Source organism: Streptomyces atratus (genome assembly GCF_014648655.1).
GTDB lineage: Bacteria > Actinomycetota > Actinomycetes > Streptomycetales > Streptomycetaceae > Streptomyces > Streptomyces atratus.
Genome location: NZ_BMRN01000024.1, coordinates 45,819 through 64,364 on the forward strand (window position 1 = coordinate 45,819; position 18,546 = coordinate 64,364).

The 18,546-nt window shown below is 68.8% G+C and carries 16 protein-coding genes and 3 pseudogenes; 13 read left to right on the forward strand and 6 right to left on the reverse strand.

Features of this window, described 5'->3' with window-relative positions; translation table 11 throughout:
- Window positions 1-116 precede the first annotated feature (116 nt).
- The 3 genes from IEZ15_RS29085 to IEZ15_RS29095 all read left to right on the forward strand — a co-directional run bounded on the left by IEZ15_RS29085 (window position 117) and on the right by IEZ15_RS29095 (window position 2,779).
- Complete coding sequence (locus tag IEZ15_RS29085; RefSeq protein WP_114247505.1) at window positions 117-1,280, forward strand: ROK family glucokinase; 1,164 nt, start codon at window positions 117-119, stop codon at window positions 1,278-1,280.
- A 14-nt stretch (window positions 1,281-1,294) separates the two neighbouring features.
- Window positions 1,295-1,885, forward strand: a complete 591-nt coding sequence (locus IEZ15_RS29090; protein WP_114247506.1) for a hypothetical protein — start codon at window positions 1,295-1,297, stop codon at window positions 1,883-1,885.
- 651 nt (window positions 1,886-2,536) lie between these two features.
- Complete coding sequence (locus tag IEZ15_RS29095) at window positions 2,537-2,779, forward strand: metallothionein (protein WP_114247507.1); 243 nt, start codon at window positions 2,537-2,539, stop codon at window positions 2,777-2,779.
- Window positions 2,780-2,859: 80 nt separating this feature from the next.
- On the opposite strand, the pseudogene IEZ15_RS45150 reads toward IEZ15_RS29095, so the two are convergent.
- Window positions 2,860-3,071, reverse strand: a pseudogene (locus tag IEZ15_RS45150) (CBS domain-containing protein); the annotation flags it as partial.
- Between the two features lie 290 nt (window positions 3,072-3,361).
- Here IEZ15_RS45150 and IEZ15_RS45155 point away from each other — a divergent pair.
- Window positions 3,362-3,558 (forward strand): annotated as a pseudogene (locus tag IEZ15_RS45155) (IS5/IS1182 family transposase); the annotation flags it as partial.
- A gap of 38 nt (window positions 3,559-3,596) precedes the next feature.
- Here IEZ15_RS45155 and IEZ15_RS29105 read toward each other — a convergent pair.
- Window positions 3,597-4,703 (reverse strand): serine hydrolase domain-containing protein, encoded by a 1,107-nt coding sequence (locus IEZ15_RS29105; protein WP_189280046.1) that lies wholly within the window; start codon window positions 4,701-4,703, stop codon window positions 3,597-3,599.
- A 153-nt stretch (window positions 4,704-4,856) separates the two neighbouring features.
- A complete protein-coding gene (locus tag IEZ15_RS29110; RefSeq protein WP_189280047.1) occupies window positions 4,857-5,072 on the reverse strand; it encodes a hypothetical protein in 216 nt (71 codons plus the stop codon).
- A 277-nt stretch (window positions 5,073-5,349) separates the two neighbouring features.
- Here IEZ15_RS29110 and pcaDC point away from each other — a divergent pair, with 277 nt between their 5' ends.
- Genes pcaDC through IEZ15_RS29125 form a run of 3 tightly spaced genes read left to right on the forward strand, consistent with a single transcriptional unit; the run spans window position 5,350 to window position 8,157 of the window.
- Window positions 5,350-6,660 carry a bifunctional 3-oxoadipate enol-lactonase/4-carboxymuconolactone decarboxylase PcaDC gene (pcaDC, locus tag IEZ15_RS29115; RefSeq protein WP_373302632.1) on the forward strand — a complete coding sequence of 437 codons (1,311 nt, stop codon included), beginning with the start codon at window positions 5,350-5,352 and terminating at the stop codon, window positions 6,658-6,660.
- A 12-nt stretch (window positions 6,661-6,672) separates the two neighbouring features.
- Entirely contained in the window at window positions 6,673-7,329 is a 657-nt protein-coding gene (locus tag IEZ15_RS29120; protein ID WP_114247526.1) for an MBL fold metallo-hydrolase, read from the forward strand.
- A 48-nt stretch (window positions 7,330-7,377) separates the two neighbouring features.
- Entirely contained in the window at window positions 7,378-8,157 is a 780-nt protein-coding gene (locus IEZ15_RS29125; RefSeq protein WP_114247527.1) for an exodeoxyribonuclease III, read from the forward strand.
- Between the two features lie 135 nt (window positions 8,158-8,292).
- Here the strand turns inward: IEZ15_RS29125 and IEZ15_RS29130 are convergent, their stop codons facing one another.
- Window positions 8,293-9,471: a Cmx/CmrA family chloramphenicol efflux MFS transporter gene (locus tag IEZ15_RS29130; protein ID WP_189280049.1), complete on the reverse strand. Its 1,179-nt coding sequence runs from the start codon at window positions 9,469-9,471 to the stop codon at window positions 8,293-8,295.
- A gap of 808 nt (window positions 9,472-10,279) precedes the next feature.
- Between IEZ15_RS29130 and IEZ15_RS29135 the strand changes: the two genes are divergently transcribed.
- The 6 genes from IEZ15_RS29135 to IEZ15_RS29160 all read left to right on the forward strand — a co-directional run bounded on the left by IEZ15_RS29135 (window position 10,280) and on the right by IEZ15_RS29160 (window position 16,539).
- On the forward strand, window positions 10,280-11,878 hold the full coding sequence (locus IEZ15_RS29135) for an alkaline phosphatase D family protein (RefSeq protein WP_189280050.1): 1,599 nt from the start codon (window positions 10,280-10,282) through the stop codon (window positions 11,876-11,878).
- An 896-nt stretch (window positions 11,879-12,774) separates the two neighbouring features.
- Window positions 12,775-13,215 (forward strand): DUF6278 family protein, encoded by a 441-nt coding sequence (locus IEZ15_RS29140; RefSeq protein WP_114247530.1) that lies wholly within the window; start codon window positions 12,775-12,777, stop codon window positions 13,213-13,215.
- Window positions 13,216-13,338: 123 nt separating this feature from the next.
- Complete coding sequence (locus tag IEZ15_RS29145) at window positions 13,339-14,082, forward strand: amino acid ABC transporter ATP-binding protein (protein WP_114247531.1); 744 nt, start codon at window positions 13,339-13,341, stop codon at window positions 14,080-14,082.
- A gap of 14 nt (window positions 14,083-14,096) precedes the next feature.
- The gene (locus tag IEZ15_RS29150; RefSeq protein WP_114247532.1) at window positions 14,097-15,008 is read left to right on the forward strand and encodes a glutamate ABC transporter substrate-binding protein; all 912 of its coding nucleotides are present in this window, start codon (window positions 14,097-14,099) and stop codon (window positions 15,006-15,008) included.
- A gap of 17 nt (window positions 15,009-15,025) precedes the next feature.
- The gene (locus IEZ15_RS29155; RefSeq protein WP_189280051.1) at window positions 15,026-15,670 is read left to right on the forward strand and encodes an amino acid ABC transporter permease; all 645 of its coding nucleotides are present in this window, start codon (window positions 15,026-15,028) and stop codon (window positions 15,668-15,670) included.
- A complete protein-coding gene (locus IEZ15_RS29160; RefSeq protein WP_189280052.1) occupies window positions 15,667-16,539 on the forward strand; it encodes an amino acid ABC transporter permease in 873 nt (290 codons plus the stop codon). The genes IEZ15_RS29155 and IEZ15_RS29160 overlap by 4 nt, the downstream gene beginning before the upstream one ends.
- 193 nt (window positions 16,540-16,732) lie before the next feature.
- Here the strand turns inward: IEZ15_RS29160 and IEZ15_RS29165 are convergent.
- Together IEZ15_RS29165 and IEZ15_RS29170 are read right to left on the reverse strand one after the other, a co-directional pair.
- Window positions 16,733-17,116: pseudogene (locus tag IEZ15_RS29165) on the reverse strand (CocE/NonD family hydrolase); the annotation flags it as partial.
- Between the two features lie 136 nt (window positions 17,117-17,252).
- On the reverse strand, window positions 17,253-18,476 hold the full coding sequence (locus tag IEZ15_RS29170; protein WP_189280053.1) for a L,D-transpeptidase: 1,224 nt from the start codon (window positions 18,474-18,476) through the stop codon (window positions 17,253-17,255).
- Window positions 18,477-18,546: the final 70 nt, after the last annotated feature.

Genomic DNA, 18,546 nt, shown 5'->3' on the forward strand with positions numbered 1-18,546 from the left:
GCCCTCAAGAACCCGGCCCGCCAGCCGCGGCGCCCCGGCAGTGGCAGAATCGAGCCCGACGGGCGCAGTCCGCCGCCGGGAGCACCGCCCCCGGCCCCCCAGACCCCGCAGGGACGATGAGCACGTACCGCGACTTCACACACCGCGGCTCCGCCCGCGCCACCGTCCTGCGGACCGTAGGCACCCGGGAGCGGCGCTCGCACCTCACGGCGCCGCGGGTACCCACCGTCGGCATCGACATCGGCGGCACGAAGGTGATGGCCGGTGTCGTCGACGCCGACGGCAACATCCTGGAGCAGCTGCGCACCGAGACGCCGGACAAGTCCAAGAGTCCCAAGGTCGTCGAGGACACCATCGTCGAGCTGGTCCTGGACCTCTCCGACCGGCACGATGTGCACGCCGTGGGCATCGGGGCGGCCGGCTGGGTCGACGCGGACCGCTCCAAGGTGCTCTTCGCCCCGCACCTCGCCTGGCGCGACGAACCACTGCGTGACGCTCTCGCCTCCCGCCTCGTCGTCCCCGTCATGGTCGACAACGACGCCAACACCGCGGCCTGGGCGGAGTGGCGCTTCGGCGCGGGCCGCGGCGAGGACCACCTCGTCATGATCACGCTCGGTACCGGCATCGGCGGCGCGATCCTGGAGGACGGTCAGGTCAAGCGCGGCAAGTACGGCGTCGCCGGTGAGTTCGGCCACATGCAGGTGGTGCCCGGCGGGCACCGCTGCCCCTGCGGGAACCGAGGCTGCTGGGAGCAGTACAGCTCCGGCAACGCCCTGGTCCGCGAGGCCAAGGAGCTGGCCGCGGCCGACTCCCCGGTGGCACACGGCATCATCGAGCGGGTCGAGGGGAACATCCCCGACATCACCGGGCCCCTCATCACCGAACTGGCCCGCGAGGGCGATGCGATGTGCGTCGAACTCCTCCAGGACATCGGCCAGTGGCTCGGCGTCGGCATCGCCAATCTGGCCGCCGCGCTCGACCCCTCATGCTTCGTCATCGGAGGCGGCGTCAGCGCTGCCGACGACCTCTTGATCGGCCCCGCCAGGGACGCCTTCAAGCGCCACCTCACCGGCCGTGGCTACCGACCCGAGGCCCGCATCGCAAAGGCGCAGCTCGGCCCGGAGGCAGGTATGGTCGGCGCCGCCGACCTGGCCCGGCTGGTGGCCCGCAGATTCCGCCGTACCAACCGTCGCCGCGTCGAGCGGTACGAGCGGTACGCGCAGATCTACGACCAGGCCGCGAGCACCATCCGTAGCACGCGCAGCACTCGCACCTCCTAGGGATCTTCACAGACATGACCGCAGCCGAGCACCCCGTCCTGCCGCGCCAGTCCTCGCCGCCCGACGACGACAAGCCGCCGCAGGACCGGCGCCGGGTGATCCGCCGCCGCCTGATCACGGCGACGATCATCGTGCTGCTCATCGGCATTCCGGCCGGCTATCTGCTGATCTCCGCGGGGCAGAGCCGCCGCTCCGGCCAGAACAAGGAGGCCGAGGCCTCCGCACAAGGGCTCAGGGAGGGCTGGCCGTCCCGGGTGCAGCGCCGGATCTTCGAGCTGCCGATGCCCGGCAACGCCCTGGACGTGCAGTACTACGAGACCAACAACTGGAAGGCCAGCCGGCTGTACGTGGAGTTCCGTACCACCTCCGCCGGGCTCGACCGGTTCCTGAGCCGACTGGGCAGCGGTCGCGCCGCCCTGGAGACCGGCAAGGTCAGCATCAGCGAGCGCGACCAGAAGGTCACGGGCTGGAGCTTCGGCCCCGGCGTCGAGTGGGCGGGTACCACGCACACCAACAAGGACCCGCGGCCCACCCAGGACATCACCGTCAACATGTCCGATCCGATGAACCCTGTCGTATATGTCGCATCCGCGGCGACCCCCTGATTGGAAGCCGACAGACCGCTCACTGCACACCCTGCAGTACCGGTTCGAGGGCCCCGAGGACGCCCGCGCCCTCGTCATCGGCCCGCCGCTGGGCACCACATGGCACAGGTCGTAGGGACTGTCCGGCGTCCGGCTCATCCAGGAACAGGGGCTTGATGCCAGGTCAGGGCCTCATGGTCGGGGGAGTCCGCGCAGAAGTCCCGGTGTTCGCCCGGCATCCCATGCATCGCTCGGGTGTTGCGACGATCACGAGAACTCAAGATGCTCCGGCGGAGCTTCTGCGCGTGGCGGGCTATCGGGCGTCGCCGCCGACCGTCCCGGACGGACTCGGAGTCTCGTCCGGGGCAGGGCGGGGGGCTGCGCGCTCGCGAATCCGGGCAGCCGACTTGCGGACGGTCCGGCCCGGTACCCGGCGGAGCTGTACTCGGACGAGGCAAAGACCTCTGCCCGCGACCTCGATCCGCCTCCCAGGGAGGCGGGGGCAACGGCGTTTGGGCTATGTGAGTGATTCCGGCAGAACGGTCGGGTCGCAGTCCACGCGCTGCCGGAGAAGCGCGACGCCCTTTCGCTAATGTCCAGGGCACCGCGCCTTCGCGGGCGAACGTGCAGGCACCCCAGCTCATCGATTCCCACAGCAAGGAATGATCATCCATGGCCGTGTGCGAGGTCTGCCACAACGACTACGAGCTGGCATTCGAGGTGCGTGCCGCGGGAGGGGCGGTCCACGTCTTCGACAGCATCGAGTGCGCCGCCCAGAAAATCGCCCCGACCTGTATCAACTGCCAGTGCCGCATCCTCGGCCATGGCATGCAAGCCGACGGACAGTTCTTCTGCTGCGCCAACTGCGCGCGTGCGAAAGGTCTGTCCCGGTCCCAGCTCGTGGATCACGCCTGAACCCCTCGACCCGGTCGCCGGATCTCACCTGACCTTTGCGGGACACCCCGTCTCTGCGTGTGGTGTTGCTGCCCGGGCGGTCAGCCGGCGGACAGCGCTTCGAGGAGGTCGCCCACGGCCGGATCGGGCGCAGTGCCCGCGCGACATCGGCCTGGACGATCACTCCGACCAGCACGTGATCGCCGATGACCGGCAGCCGACGCACTTTGTGCTCGCTTGTCGTGCGGAGAATCTCCGACGCGTCGTCGTCCGCGCCGATCCTGACGGCCTCATCCTGCGTCAGCTCGCCCGCCGCGCCATGGCCTCCCTGCCATCGTGGCTCTCCGGGGCGGCGTGACCTGGCGCCTCGCGATGCTTCGGACCCCCGGACCAGGTCCGAATCGCACCGTTGGATCTTTCTGGGCGCGACATTCCTGAGACGGCCATCTCGATTCCTGAAGACTGACGCCATGGGCCGTCGGGGATGCTTCGCCGGGCTGGCCCATGCAGACCGTCGAGCAGGGGTCAACGACGGGGCCGCTGACGACCACCCGGTCTCGATGCCACCGCCTCGTCCCGGTCGATGCCGTTGTTGCCGCGGTTGGCCGGCCGGCGGTCATCGCCCGCCGCGGGACCGCCCATGGCTCCGGACCGGGGACCAAACGATGGGTGGTCGAGCAGACCCAACCGCACTCCTGCACTGGTTCAGGCGCTCGCGCATCCGATGGGGGACTCGCGACGACATCCATGAAGCGTTCCTCAAACTCGCCTGCGCGCTGATCTGCTGGCGACGCCTGCGAACCCCGTTGTGTGAGGAGCTCCGGCCAGGAGGTGTGGTTCAGCGGCACAGGGCCGCGTCCACGGCATTCTCAAGGTGCTTCACGGCTTGATTGGTCTTCGGTTCAAGGGTCATCGTGACGCTGGCGGCGCGGCCGTCGTCGGTGGCTGCGGCCCAGGTCCCGTAGCCCGGGATGGCGCCACTGTGGGCCCAGGAGACGCCCCCGCACGACAGCGGCACGCTCATGATCCCCAGTCCGAAGCCGTAGCCAGGGGCTCCCACGGAGACGGTGGTGCGCATCTGGCCGAGCTGGGCCTTCGCGAGGAGGCGGCCGCCCAGCAGCGCGGAGAAGAAGCGATTGAGGTCGGAGTTGGTGGAGACCATCGCGCCTCCCGCCCAGGCCGCGGAGGGGTCGATCTCGGTGACGTTGCGCGGGGATGCGCCGGGGCGGTCCTGGCGGTAGCCCTGGGGATGACGCTCCCGGATGGCGATCTCGCCGGCGGCGGGGAAGTAGGTGTGGCGCAGCCCGACGCGCTCGATGACGCGCTTGTCGACCTCCTCGGCGAAGGGCCGTCCGGTGACCTGCTGCACGATCAGACCGGCCACCAGACAGTTCGTGCTGCTGTATCCCCACTTCGTGCCGGGGGCGAAGGCGGCTTCGTGCCGCAGAGCGACATCCAGGGCGTCGCGGGGAGAGAGGTAGCGGCGCTGGAGGATGTCGTCAGTGACGTCGTCTTCATAGTCGGGAAGTCCGCTGGTGTGCTGCAGGAGCTGACGCACGGTGATGCGGCGTCCGTCGATCCCCTTCCCGCGCACGAGACCCGGCAGGTACGTCTCGACCGGGTCATCGAGGCGGACCTTGCCTTCGCCGACCAGTTGCAGCACGACCACCGCGGTGAACGTCTTGGTGACGCTGCCGATCCGCACCTGACCGTCCCGGGGCACCTCAGCGCCGGTGTCCAGGTCCCCGACACCCGCGGTATAGGCACGGACGAGCCCGTCACGGCCCTGCACACTCGCCAGCGCACCGGGCGCGCCATCGGAGTGCAGCAGCGTCTCCAGTCCCTGTCGCACGGGGTCCGGCCTGGCGGCGGTCGCGGATGCCGCCACGCCCGCGGTGACAGCGGTGGCCAGGGCAAGGGCGGTGAGGGCGAGGCGGGTACGCATCGAGGTTCCTCCAGAGCAACGTTGACGGGCCTTGGTGACAAGAGCAACTCTGCTGAGGGCAGTCGCCGTTGCTCATCAGTGATCACCCTGATCGGACCCCTGGTCCGCCCCTGAGACACGGCCCGCCTGCAACCCGCGTTGCGCCAGGAGCCCTTAGTCCCCTTGTTGACGCCTTCGCTGCGGCCGTTGCGGTGCGGGGTGGGCGGTGAGGCCCGCGTCGACGGCAGCGCGGTCGAGTTCCAGGCCGCCTGCGAACGCGTGCAGACAGGGCAGTTCGGCGGTACGCACTGTGGTGCGTGCGGTGTCGTTGCCCGGAGCCGGGGAGCGGAGCTCGGCGAACTCCCGGACCAGGCAGGCGAGGGTGGTCACGTCGAAGCATGCGACGGTGAGCTTGGCAACGAGCTTGGCATCTTTGTCCCACAGGTTGCCGCGGCGGGTGAGGAGGAGGCGGGCGAGATGCTGCGGGGTGGTGACCGGCCGGTCGTGTCAATCCCCTCGAACTGGGGAGATCTTCTGTGCGGCCAGCTCCGGAGCGGAGTCGGCCGGGTGGTCTCGCTCGTAGTCAATCGGGCTGCGGTATCCGCACACGCTGTGCAGGCGATGGCGGATACATGGGGAGGTCTGGCGAGTCTCCCGACCCCCTTCCATGAGAAATTGTGAGATATGGGAGCGTGGGCGGGTGAGTGAGACGACGACTGAAACCCTGCAATACCGCTTTGACGGGCCAGAAGACGCACCGATCCTGGTCCTGGGGCCCTCGCTCGGTACTTCATGGCACATGTGGGACCGGCAGATACCGGAGCTCACCCAGCACTGGAGAGTCTTCCGCTTCGACCTCCCCGGCCACGGCGGCGCCCCCGCCCACTCCGCGACCGCCGTCACCGAACTCTCCGACCGGCTGCTCGCCACCCTCGACGGTCTCGGCGTCCAGCGCTTCGGGTACGCGGGCTGCTCCATCGGCGGCGCGATCGGCGCCGACCTCGCGCTGCGCCACCCGCACCGGGTCGCCTCGCTGGCGCTGGTCGCCGCCTCGCCCCGGTTCGGCAGCGCCGACGAGTTCCGCCAGCGCGGGGTGGTCGTCCGCACCAACGGCCTGGAGCCGATGGCCCGCACCGCGCCGGAGCGCTGGTTCACCCCCGGTTTCGCCGCCACCCAGCCGGCCATCGTCGAGTGGGCGGTCCAGATGGTCCGTACCACCGACCCCGGCTGCTACATTGCCGCCTGCGAAGCCCTCGCCGTCTTCGACATCCGCGGCGAACTCGGCCGCATCACCGTTCCGACCCTCGTGCTGGTCGGCGCCGAGGACCGGGTCACCGGACCGGGCGACGCCCGCACCCTGGTCGCGGGCATACCGGACGCCCGGCTCGCCCTTGTCCCCGGCGCCTCCCACCTCGCGCCGGTCGAGCAGCCCGGAGCCGTTACCGATCTGCTCCTCACCCACTTCTCCACGGCCTGGCAGGACACCCTCGCCGCCATCCCCGTCCCGCCCTCCGCCCCGCAGCTCTCCACCCCGGTGCTGCCCATCGCGGAGATCACCGCAGCCACACCGCAGCCCGATGCCGGGACCACCGGACGCGCCGACCCGTACGAGCCCGGCATGAAGGTGCGCCGCGAGGTGCTGGGCGACGCCCATGTGGACCGGACCATGGCCGCCTCCGACGATTTCACCGACGAGTTCCAGGAGCTGGTCACGCGCTACGCCTGGGGCGAGGTCTGGACCCGGGAGGGCCTGGACCGCCGCACCCGCAGCTGTGTCACGCTCACCGCGCTGGTCACCTCCGGCCATCTGGAGAGCCTGGCCGCCCATGTCAGGGCCGCGCTGCGCAACGGCCTCACCCCGGCCGAGATCAAGGAGGTGCTGATGCAGACCGCCGTGTACTGCGGCGTACCGGCCGCGAGCGCCGCCTTCTCGATCGCCCAGACCGTGATTCAGGAAGAAACGACGCCCCGCCCGTAGCAGGATGGGGCCATGAGCACCGTGAACCCCGTGCACCTGACACTGACCAAGAAGACGCACTCCTGCATCCGTCTGGAGAAGGACGGGCGGACGCTCGTCATCGACCCGGGCGGCCTGTCGGAGGAGGACGCCGCCGTCGGCGCCGACGCGATGCTGGTGACGCACGAGCACTTCGACCATTTCGACGAGGGACGGCTGCGCGCCGGTATGGAGGCCAATCCGGCCGCCGAGATCTGGACCCTGCGCAGCGTCGCCGACCAGCTCTCCGCGGCCTTCCCCGGCCGGGTCCACACCGTCGGCCACGGCGACACCTTCTCCGCGGCGGGCTTCGACGTGCAGGTGCACGGTGAGCTGCACGCGGTGATCCACCCGGACATTCCGCGGATCACCAACATCGGCTTCCTGGTGGACGGCTCGCTCTTCCACCCGGGCGACGCGCTCACCGTTCCCGACCAGCCGGTCGAGACCCTGCTGCTCCCGGTGATGGCCCCCTGGAACAAGATCTCCGAGGTCATCGACTACGTACGCGAGGTCAAGCCGCGCCGCGCCATCGACATTCACGACGCGCTGCTCGCCGATCTGGCCCGCCCGGTCTACGACAACCAGATCGGCAGCCTCGGTGGAGCCGACCACGGCAGGCTGACCCCGGGGGACTCGACCGGCCTGTGACCGCCGCCGGTCCGGCGACTGTCAGTGGGAGCCGCTAGGTTTACGTACATGCGCATCGCCACCTGGAACGTCAATTCGATCACCGCCCGGCTCCCGCGGCTGCTGGCCTGGCTGGAGAGCACCGGCACGGATGTGCTGTGCATCCAGGAGACCAAGTGCTCGGAGGAACAGTTCCCGGCGGACGAGCTCCGTGAGCTGGGCTACGAGTCCGCGGTCAACGCCACCGGCCGGTGGAACGGGGTCGCGCTGGTCTCCCGGGTCGGCCTGTCCGACGTCATCAAGGGGCTGCCCGACGGCCCCGAGTACGACGCCGTGCAGGAGCCCCGGGCGATCTCGGCGACCTGTGGTCCGGTCCGCCTCTGGTCGGTGTACGTGCCCAACGGCCGCGAGATCGAGCACGCGCACTACGCGTACAAGCTGCGCTGGTTCGAGGCCCTGCAGAAGGCCGTCGCCGCGGACGCCGCCGGCTCGCAGCCCTTCGCTGTCCTGGGCGACTTCAATGTGGCCCCGACCGACGAGGACGTCTGGGATCCGGCGCTGTTCGTGGGTGCGACCCACGTCACTCCGGCCGAGCGCGCCGCCCTCGCCGCACTGCGTCAGGAGGGCTTGTCCGACGTCATGCCGCGCCCGCTCAAGTACGACCGTCCATACACCTTCTGGGACTACCGGGAGCTGCGGTTCCCGAAGAACAAGGGCATGCGGATCGACCTCGTCTACGGCAACGCGCCCTTCGCCGCGGCGGTCAAGGACAGCTATGTGGACCGCGAGGAGCGCAAGGGCAAGGGCGCGTCGGACCACGCCCCGGTGGTCGTGGACCTCGATCTCTGACGCCTCGGACGTCGGCCGTCATTGTCAGTGGTCGCCGATACGGTGGTCGATGTCCTTATCCCGCTTGCTGGCTGCTTGCTGTGACCAGGACAGCCCCGCCCGTTCAGCGCCGGGCGGGGCTTCATTCATGGCCGGTCAGATCGCAGGAATTCCATCCCGAGTCCGGTCGGTGGCCCGGCGCATCCCCAGCGACGCCCCGGCGGTGCCCAGCGCCAGGACCATCAGGAGTGCGCTCACCCACAGCGGTGAGCGGAAGCCGAACCCCGCGTCGATCGCGAGCCCGCCGAACCAGGGGCCGAGCGCGCCGCCCACATTGAACGCGGACGTGGCGAACGAGCCGGACAGAGTCGGTGCGTCGGCCGCCAGCCGGAACACCCACGAGATCAGCGCCGTCCCGGTACCGAACGCAAGCATGCCCTGGACGAAGACGAGCGCGACCGTTGCGAACGGGCTTCCCGCGGTCAGTGCGAACCCGGTCCAGCCGACGGCGAGCGAGAGCAGACCGGCCGTGGTGAGGGCGACCGGCCGGGCGTCGATGATCCGGCCGGCGACGGTGACCCCGACGAACGAGCCCAGGCCGAACAGCGCGAGCAGGGCGGGCACCCAGGCGGCACCGAATCCGGTGACATGGGTTGCGAGCGGCTCGAAGTAGGAGAACGCGCAGAACGTCGCCCCTTGCACGAGGGCGCTCGTCAGCAGGGTCAGCAGCAGCCGCGGACGGGCCAGGGCTCCCAGCTCGTCGCGTGCGGGTACGGGGGTGGACTTCGGCCGTGCCCCCGGAATCGTCCTGGCGATCACGACGACAGCCGGTACGGAGACGAGCGCCACGGCCCAGAACGCCGACCTCCACCCCCAGTGCCCGCCCAGTGCCGCACCGGCGGGCACCCCGGCCACACAGGCGATGGTGACGCCCCCGACCACCACGGACGTGGCGCGTGCCCGGGCCTCGGGTCCGACCATGGAGACCGCCGTCACCAGGGCCACGGCCCAGAAGCCGGCATTCGCCAGCGCCCCGACGACCCGCGTCGCGAGAAGCACCCCATAGCTGGGGGTGAGTGCGCCGATGACATGGACGGCGCTGAAGACACAGAGGAAGAACAACAGGGCACGGCGGCGCGGCCAGTTCCGGCTGAAGAGCGCCATCAACGGCGCCCCGACGACCATGCCGATCGCGAAGGCCGAGGTGAGCAGCCCCGCGGCCGGAATGGATACGTGGAGGTCGGCGGCGATGTCCGACACCAGACCGGACAGCATGAACTCGGATGTGCCCTGGGCGAAGACGGCGAGCCCGAGCGCGTAGACAGCGAATGGCATGAAGAAACCCCATGGACGGCTGATGGATGGACCAGGCAGGGGGTGTGGGCCGCGCCCGCCCGTCATGACGGGCGGCAACGCGGAAGAATGTCCGGGGCGTTCATGGACGGGACTCGACAACGAGGCAGGCGCCCACGTCGGAGAATCTGCGCACGAGCGCATACAAGAAAAGCGCAGCCCACACTGCTGTGGTCCTGCGGCGGCAGTCCGACGCAGCGACCCCATGGCCGGCACACGGCCGGGCGGGATCAATTCGACAGCGGATCAGCCACCGGTGGACCGGTGGCTAGTCTCTGTCGGACTCGGGGCTCGACATGATCGCGAAGCTAGCAGCACGGACCCGCTCTCCGCCAGCACTTTTTGCGCCAGGACACCGGAGCCCGGGAATGCCTCGGCCGGCGCACCGGATCGGCCTCCAGCAACGTGGCGCAAGCCCGGTCACACGGGCAGTGGCCGGTCACAGCGGGCGGTGGTGATCTGCGACAAGAGCCCCGGGCGGCAGCGGACATCCACCGCACGTGCATCGTTCGTCGGTCGGGGCGAGGAGAACTGAAGCCCGCTGGCCCGGTGCCGGGGGTGCTCGTGCGACACGCAGGGACCAGGAGGCCGACTGCGAACGGGGCTCCGGCTGTCGCAATAGAAGCTTCACGCACCCGATACGGGCGAGGCATCCTTGCGAGGCCGGGTGTTAACGGTCGCCCCGTGTTGTAGGTGCGCCAGGGTATCAAGCTGTCATGTGTGGTGGATCTGATCCTCTCTCGCGCGGTCAGCGGCGCGAGAGCCCTTTACCGCTCTCCAAAGGATGAAGATGCCCCGAACCGATGCCCCGTTCGTCACCCGTCGTGGCTTCATCGGCGCAGTTGGCGCGGCCTCCGTGCTCCTCGGTACCGGAGCCGTCGCGAGCAATACGGCAGTTGCCCAATCCCGGTCCGCAGCACGGGACTTCCCGTTCCGTGTAGGCGTCGGATCCGGTGACCCGCTGCCCGATTCCGTGGTGTTGTGGACCCGTCTGGCGACCGACCCGCTCGCCCCCGACGGCTCCGGCGGAATGCCGCCCCGTCCGGTCGCTGTCCGGTGGGAGGTCGCCGAGGACGAGCGGTTCCGTCGCGTGGTGAAGCGTGGCACCGTCACGGCGACGCCCGAACTCGGTCACTCCGTTCACCCGGAGGTGTGGGGCCTGCGTCCCGGCCGCGTGTACTGGTACCGCTTTCGTGTCGGTGGCCACATCAGCCAAGTGGGCCGCACCAGGACCGCTCCGTCGTACCATGCCAGGCTCTCGTCGCTGTCCTTCGCGTTCGTCAGCTGTGCCAACTGGAGCGATGGCTTCTTCACGGGCTACCGCCACCTCGCGAACGAGGACATCGACCTCGTCGTCCACCTCGGCGACTACATCTACGAGTACGGCATCAACGCCACCGGCGGCGCCCGTAAGCAACCGATGGGCGGCGAGTTCCGGCCCGAGGCAACGGACTTGGCGCGGTACCGGCTGCAGTACGGGCTCTACAAGAGCGACCCCGACCTGATGGCCGTGCACGCCGCGCACCCCTTTGTGGCGACCCTCGACGACCACGAGGTCGAGAACAATTGGGCCGACGAGTTCCCCGAGGCGTCGAGCCAGAGCAAGGGGGAGCTGTGGCTGCCGCGCCGTGCGGCGGCGTTCCAGGCCTACTACGAGAACCTGCCCTTCCGTGCCGGGTCGATCCCGGGCGGCGCCGACATGCGGATCTACCGCCGGTTGACCTACGGGAACCTGGTCGACTTCAACGTCCTCGACACTCGGCAGTTCCGCGACGACCAGCCGTACGGTGACGGCACCCACGCCCCCGGACCGGAGAGCACCGACCCGTCGAAGACGATGATGGGCTTCGAGCAGGAGGCATGGCTTCTGGACAACTTCGCACGCTCGAAGGCCCGCTGGCAGGTGATCGCCAACCAGGTACCGATGGCCGAGGTCGACCTGGACCCCACCGAGGCGAAACTGCTCTTCATGGACCCCTGGGACGGGTACGCCGCCAACCGTCGGCGCATCCTCGGCGGCGCTCTCGAACGCGACGTCGACAACCTGGTCGTGCTCAGCGGCGACCGTCATCAGAACAACGCCGCCAACCTGCTCCTCGACTACGACGACGAGCGCTCGCCGATCGTCGGCAGCGAGTTCGTCGGCACGTCGATCACCAGCTCCGGTGACGGCGTGGACATGAACGAGTGGGGGCGGACAGCCCTAGCCGCGAACCCGCACATGAAATTCTTCAACTCGCAGCGCGGCTACGTCCGGTGCAGCGTCACGAAGAACGAGTGGCGCAGCGACTTCCAGGTCATGCCGTACGTCAGCCGGCCGGATGCACCCATCTCGACACGGGCGACGTACGTCATCGAGAACGGGGTGCCGGGTGTGCAGCCCGCATGAGGGTGCGGTGAGCGCCGGCACGCGGTACGGCCGGCGCTCCGAGGCGGACCTCGACGCCACGCGGCCGAACGGCCGCAGCGCGTGCGACGCTGCCCGCCGGACCTGACCGACGGCGGGAAGAGGTCCGGCAGTCTCCATGAGCCGGTGTCCGAGGGGGAGCGCTCGAGCCCACTCGGACACCGGTGAAAAGACCTGTTGGTCAGGGCCTCTGCCTTCCGGCCGTGGACTCACCCCGCACAGGGCCCGCAGCGCTGCGAGACCCGGGTCAGACCTTGCCGGCGGTGAGAGCCCCGTGAGGTTCGGCAGAAGGTTGGGACGGCCGGTCCGGGCGTCCGTCACCACGCCGCTGGTGGCGCTCGACTTGATCGCGGTGACCGTCGCCGGGCTCGCCAAGATGGCCTCCAGCGGTCCGTAGCCGGTGGCCGGCGCCTCACCGCCGGGCAGGTCGGCCCGCAAGAATCGCCGGTCTTCCAGGTCGCTCACACCCGGACACCGTGACGCCATGACGTCCGGACGTGTTCCGGATGACGAATCAGAAACGGAGGCCGGTGTGCCCGGACCGGGCGGGCTGGTTTCGGCGTCACGGATTCGCATATCCGTTCACTGGTACGTCTGATCGATGGTCGGTGGTCTCCGACGTCGGCTGCCTGGCCGGTTTCGGGTCGCAGCCCACACCTCAAGGTGCGGCGATCCGGGGCCGGTTTTGTGTCATGGTGGGCTGATGGTCGCTTCACGATGTTGACTGAGTGGGGCCCGGTGGGAGTCGAATGGGAGATGATCACGGTGGATGTGAGTGAACCGAGGGTGACGGGAACGCGTTGCCCGGCGTCGCCCGTGGGTGGTGCCCCCCGAACCGGGACGCCGTCCAGCGGCGGTGCGCCCCAGGGAAACCGATCATGAACATCCCTTTCTTGGACAGCTGGCGCAAGCGTCACGACGGTACGCGAGGGGCGGGGCTCGCAGCCGCCGTCGAGGCTGATCCTGAGGGTGTGGCCGACCTCCTCGCGGAGTGCGAGCTACTGCGTGTCCGGGCGGGGCAGCGGGGGCTCGAACTCGATGACAGCCCGGCCTCGTTGGCGGCTCTCGATCAGTTGCCGCCGCGCTGGCGCGACGATCCCGAGGAGCTGCCCTGGCTGGGCAACGACGCGGGGCTGTACCTGGGCACGGTTCTGGTGCGCAACGTCCCCGGTGCGGTCTGGAACATCTGGCCGAGCGGACAGCCCGTGGTGCGGCTTGCCTCGGGGCGGGAGATCGATGTGGTCGAGGCCGGGCTGGACTGGGCGATCGCGGGCAGTCCCGAGCTCTCGCAGGTGTACTCGGAGTCGGCCGAGGGGTAGAACTCTCACTAAAACCGAATAAGATGCCTTATATCCCATTTATGCGTGTCGGAGGCGAAGTCCCTTTTCGCGCTGGATAGTTTGCGCTGACCTCGACATAGCGACAAGTGGGTGGGGCAGCGTATGGCCGTCGATCCGTTGATCGAGCTGCGGGACGTCAACAAGTTCTACGGGCAGCTGCACGTACTGCGGGACATCAACCTCACCGTCGGCCGCGGGGAGGTGGTGGTGGTCATCGGCCCCTCCGGCTCCGGTAAATCAACGCTCTGCCGGACCATCAACCGGCTGGAGACGATCGAGTCGGGTCACATCGTGATCGACGGCAGACCTCTTCCCGAGGAGGGGAAGGGGCTGGCCCAGCTCCGGGCCGAAGTGGGCATGGTCTTCCAGTCGTTCAACCTGTTCGCGCACAAGACCGTGCTGGCCAATGTCTCGCTCGCCCAGCTCAAGGTCCGCAAGCGGAAGAAGGACGACGCCGACCGGCGCTCCCGGGAACTGCTGGAGCGGGTCGGACTCGCCTCACAGGCCGAGAAGTTCCCCGCCCAGCTCTCCGGCGGCCAGCAGCAGCGGGTCGCCATCGCGCGCGCCCTCGCCATGGACCCCAAGGCACTGCTCTTCGACGAGCCCACCTCGGCGCTCGACCCGGAGATGATCAACGAGGTGCTGGAGGTCATGCAGCAGCTCGCCCGGGACGGCATGACCATGGTCGTCGTCACGCATGAGATGGGCTTCGCCCGCTCCGCGGCCAACCGCGTGGTCTTCATGGCCGACGGCCGCGTCGTCGAGGACCGCACTCCCGAGGCGTTCTTCACCGCTCCCGAGAGTGACCGCGCCAAGGACTTCCTGTCCAAGATCCTCAAGCACTGACGGGGAGCTCCGTGTTGCGTACGAGAAGATTTCTGGCCGCCTGCGCCGGTCTCCTGCTGGCCGTGCTCGCCGCCGGTTGCGGCAAGGAGGGCAGCCCGCCGGTGAAGGGCCCGAAGCCCGAGCAGCTGCCCGTGTACAAGGTCGACACCAGCTTCCGGCTGCCCGAATCACCGACCTGGAAGAAGGCGAAGAAGCGCGGATACCTCAGGGTCGGGGCCAAGGAGGACCAGCCCTACCTGGGCGAGAAGGACCCGGCCACCGGCGTCTACTCCGGCTTCGACATCGAGATCGCCAAGATGATGTCGGCCTCGCTCGGCTTCGACCCGAAGACGATCCGCTTCAGGACCATCGCCTCCGCCAACCGTGAGACGGCGCTTCAGAACGGCCAGATCGACTACTACGTCGGCACCTACACCATCAACGCCATGCGCAAGAAGCTCGTCGGCTTCGCCGGGCCCTACTTCATGGCCGGGCAGTCTCTGCTCGTCCGCACCGACGAACACGACATCAACGGCCCTCAGGACCTGGCCGGCAGGACGGTCTGCTCGGCGGCCGGATCGACCCCGTACCAGCGCATCGCCGCCGACTACCCGAAGGCGATCCTGGTCGCCTACGACACGTACTCGATCTGCGTCGACAACCTGCTGACGTACCAGGTCGACGCCGTCACCACCGACGACGCGATCCTGCTGGGCTTCGCCGCCAAGGCGCCCAAGGAGCTGAAGGTGGTGGGCAAGCCGTTCTCCGAGGAGCCGTACGGCATCGGCGTCCCGCGCAGCGACAACGCGCTGCGGTTCGCCCTCAACGACGCACTGGAGGCGAACGAGAGGAACGGCAACTGGAAGAGGGCGTTCGAGGCCACACTCGGTCTGTCCGGGGTGCCCGCGCCGACTCCGCCGCCCATCGACCGCTACCCGGCGACCTGAGAGGGCGGGCATCGACCATGGACGTACTCACACAGAATTTCTCGCTCTACGGCAAGGGCTTTCTCGGCACGGTCGAGCTGACCGTCTACTCCTCGATCCTGGCCCTGCTCCTCGGCTTCTTCATGGCCTCATGCCGGGTGGCTCCCGTCGGCTCGCTCCGGGTGTTCGGCACGGTCTGGGTGACGGTGCTGCGCAACACCCCGCTGACGCTGCTCTTCTTCGCGGTCCTGCTCGGACTGCCGCGCTTCGGCCTGGTGCTTCCCTTCAAGGTCTTCGCGGTCCTCGCGCTCGGCTGCTACACCTCCGCGTTCATCTGCGAGGTGCTGCGCTCCGGCATCAACACCGTGCCGACGGGGCAGGGCGAGGCAGCCCGCAGTCTCGGCATGACGTTCGGTCAGACGCTGAACAACATCGTGCTGCCGCAGGCGTTCCGTTCGGTGATCCCGCCGATCGGCTCGACACTCATCGCCCTCGCCAAGAACTCGGCGATCGCCGGGGCCTTCAGCGTGACCGAGCTGCTCGGCACCTACAAGACCCTCAACGAGCTGGGTTACAGCATCATCTGGACCTTCGTCTGGATCGCCGTCGGCTACCTGATCATCACCCTGTCCATCAGTGCGCTCTTCAATGTGCTGGAGAAGCGCTGGGGAGTCGCCCGATGACCACCCACACCGCGCCGTCCCCCACCGCGCTCTACGACATCCCGGGCCCGGTCACCCGTAAACGCCACCGCTTGTACGGGTTCGTCTCGACGGTCCTGATCCTCGCCCTGGTCGGCTGGGTCATCCATCTGCTCTTCGACACCGAACAGTTCACCAGCGCCAAATGGACACCCTTCGAGTACAAGGGCATTCAGGAGCTGCTGCTGCGCGGACTGGGCAACACGCTCAAGGCGTTCGCGTACGCCGCCGTGCTCTCCCTCGTGCTCGGGGCGGTGCTCGCCGTCGGCCGGCTCTCCGACCACCGGGTCGTGCGCTGGGTCTCGACGCTGCTGGTCGAGTTCTTCCGGGCCATGCCCGTTCTGGTGATGATCTTCTTCATCTTCGTGGCGCTGAAGGTGCAGCCGCTGCCCGCGCTGGTCACCGGTCTGACCCTGTACAACGGCTCGGTGCTCGCCGAGGTGTTCCGTACCGGAATCAATTCGGTGGAGCGCGGCCAGCGCGAGGCCGCGTACGCCCTGGGGATGCGCAAGACGCAGGTCACCACGTTCGTACTGGCCCCGCAGGCGGTGCGTGCCATGCTGCCCACGATCATCAGCCAGCTGGTGGTGGCGCTGAAGGACACCTCGCTCGGCTATCTGATCACCTACGAGGAATTCCTCCACGCGGGCAAGCTCATCGCGTCCAACCTCGACTACGATCTTCCCTTCATCCCTGTGGTGATGGTGATCTCGCCGATCTACATCGGGATGTGCATGCTGCTCTCCTGGTTCGCGACCTGGGTGGCCAAGCGGGAGCGGCGCAATCCGAAGACGAAGGCCGTGGAGGTCGCACCGGCCGAACCAGGAACGCTGCTGCCGGGAGTGCAGTAGCCGGGACCCGCTGCGAAGCGGGCCCCGAGGGGCAGTGCCCGCCCGGCAGCAGCCGGTGATCACTTCTCGCGCAAGGGAACGGACACGTACGACGGGTCCGCCCGGGGCGAGGAGAAGGTCAGCTGTGGGCCGGCCGGGTCGTGCTCGATGTACAGCGGGTCGACGGTGTCGATCACCAGGGTGAGTCGGTGACCGGCGGGCCCGCGACCTCGATGTCGCCGCCGGAGAGCCAGAGGCCCCGCGAGGTGTAACTGACCACCACATAGCCGGAGTCGGCGAGCTGCTGGGCCTGGGCGAGGTACTCGACCTGTGGCAGGCCCCAGCTGGTGGGCAGCACGATCAGTGGATGCCGCTCGCCCGGCTGCGCACCGGCGGCCGTGAACACATTGCCCTTGAGCGTGATCCCGCCGGAGCCGGGGATGTCGTAGAACCCCAGGCCCGGAGCGGACGCCGCCACCGCTGCGGCGGCGGGCCGGGCGGTGGCCGCCGGGGCCGCGCCGAGGGCGGCTCCGGCGAGCAGGACGGCGGCCGTTCCGATGGAAGCGGTGGTGCGCAGAGCCGGGTACGGGCGTGCCACGGGTCACTCCTCACGCGTGCCGGTGCAAAGTGACCCGACGGTAACCCTGGCTCCTTACTCGTGGTAACTCGTCGTAAGTCGCGTGAGAGCAACGATTATTGGATGCGGTGTCAGTAACGCGGCGCAGCGGTGCGGCTCACTTCAGCGCGCTCTTCGCCTGCCAGTCGGACCATGTCACATTCCACGCCCCGTACCCGTTGCCCTCCGCGACCGTGCCCTTGGCGTCCGCGCCGGTGATCTCGAACGGGTCGCCGACCCGCACCTGCTGGTACAGCGCACCGGCATTGGCGTCGCTCATTCCGACACAGCCCGAACTGTGGTTGGCCACCCCGAAGTAGGCCGCGTTCCACGGCGCCGCGTGGGCGTACATCCCCGACCAGGTCAGCCGCATCGACGAGTCGACCATCTTGTCGTAGGCGTCGCCGAGACCGACCGTCTCGGAGCGCATGTTGATCGTGCCCTCCTTGGCCATCAGCACGGCCGTGCCGCGCCAGGACGCCTTCTCGCCGCCCGGGGTGCCGGCCGACATGGGCACGTCCATGACGGTCTTTCCGTCCCGCTTCAGCGCCAGCCGGTGGCGGTCGAGGTCGACCTTGACCACCTGGTCGGTTCCGATGGTGAAGGTGGTCCTGTAGTCGCGGACGAACCAGCCGCCGGACGGGCCCGAGTCGATTCCGTTGAGGTCGGCGTCGAGCGTGACCTTCGTACCGGACTTCCAGTACTCCTTGGGCCGCCAGTCGACGCGGTCCTTGCCGGAGTAGTCCTGCAGCCAGCCCCAGGAGCCCTCGGTGTTGTTCGAGGTGGAGACCTTCAGGGCCTTCTCGACCGCGGCCCTGTCCTTCACCGGGTTGTCGAAGACGATCGACAGGGGCTGGGCGATGCCGACCGTGGTGTTCTTGCCGGGGGCCAGCGTCAGCTTGTTGACCTTGTCGGCCCCGGCGGTGGTGAACCCGGCCTTGTCGCTGCCGCCCTCGGTGTCCTTCGCCTCGACGCTGTACGTGGTGCCCGGAGCGGCCGGCCGGTCGGACGTCCAGGTCCTGCCGTCGGCGGATATCCGGCCGGTGAGCGCGTCCCCCTCGGCTGCGCTCACCGTGACCGTCTTGAGCTTGCCGCTGCCGAGGGTCACCTCCACCGGCTTGCCGGGAGTGGCTCTGCCGCCCTGGAGGTTCACCGAGATCTTGGTGTCCTGTGCCGGCGCCTTCCCGGCCACATGCCCCGATCCCTTGCCCGAGTCCGATGTGGACGCGCCGGAACAGGCAGTGAGCGTGGCGCCGAGCACCGCGGTACCCGCGATCAGGGTGAGCCGGACCGGGCGGCCGAGCGGGGCGGTACGGCGCATGCGCCGGCGTGCAGAGATCAACGGAAAAACCTCCAAGGCATTGCTTCTCGTCGGTGGAGAGGTATTCACCCGACGATAGGTTCCGCAAATC